This window comes from Psychrobacter sp. NG27, from assembly GCF_016106655.1.
Lineage (GTDB): Bacteria > Pseudomonadota > Gammaproteobacteria > Pseudomonadales > Moraxellaceae > Psychrobacter.
Window position 1 is genome coordinate 1 of sequence record NZ_JADGIN010000035.1, and the last position, 564, is coordinate 564.

A 564-nucleotide genomic window follows, 5' to 3' on the forward strand; every position below is an offset into this window, starting at 1 on the left:
CAAAGCGTGATTATAAATGATCAGCAAATAGACTTTATAGAAGGTGAAAGCATTCATACGGAAAACTCTCACAAGTACACGCTTGAGTCGTTTAAGCAGCTTGCAGCGCAAGCTAATTTAAAGTTAGAGCAAACATGGCAAGACGATAGTAACTATTTTGCCTTGTGCTTATTAAGACCGCTTTAAACGTTACTTAAGTTTAGGGCGTGTTGATCTTTGGTAGTTGAATTTGCAGCAGTATGTTTGGTTTTTAGGCAAGGCAGAGCCTATGAAGTGTGGTTATTCCCCATAAATAGGCGATAACGCAGCATAAATACCAAACATGCGCTGCCCTTTGGGTTCTTCCTAGGGGCGATTTACTCTTTGTTGCTCGGTTTTTACTTAGCCCACTAGGTTACAAACCTCGCGCCGCGATTAAATAGCCCCTAGTTTGAACAAATTTTAATCCGCAAAGATCAACAGACCCTACGCGGTTTGACTTTGATATTGCTGATTTAGGATGGGGTGTACTCGATTATTCAAAATACGGATTACTTCAAATTGCGCTAAAGATAAGTTTTCGTC

1 protein-coding gene is annotated in these 564 nt (G+C 40.4%); it reads left to right on the top strand.

From position 1 onward, the window contains the following. A partial coding sequence (locus IP485_RS13715) for an L-histidine N(alpha)-methyltransferase (RefSeq protein ID WP_198327775.1) occupies window positions 1-186 on the top strand: 186 nt, incomplete at its 5' end. Window positions 187-564 lie beyond the last annotated feature (378 nt).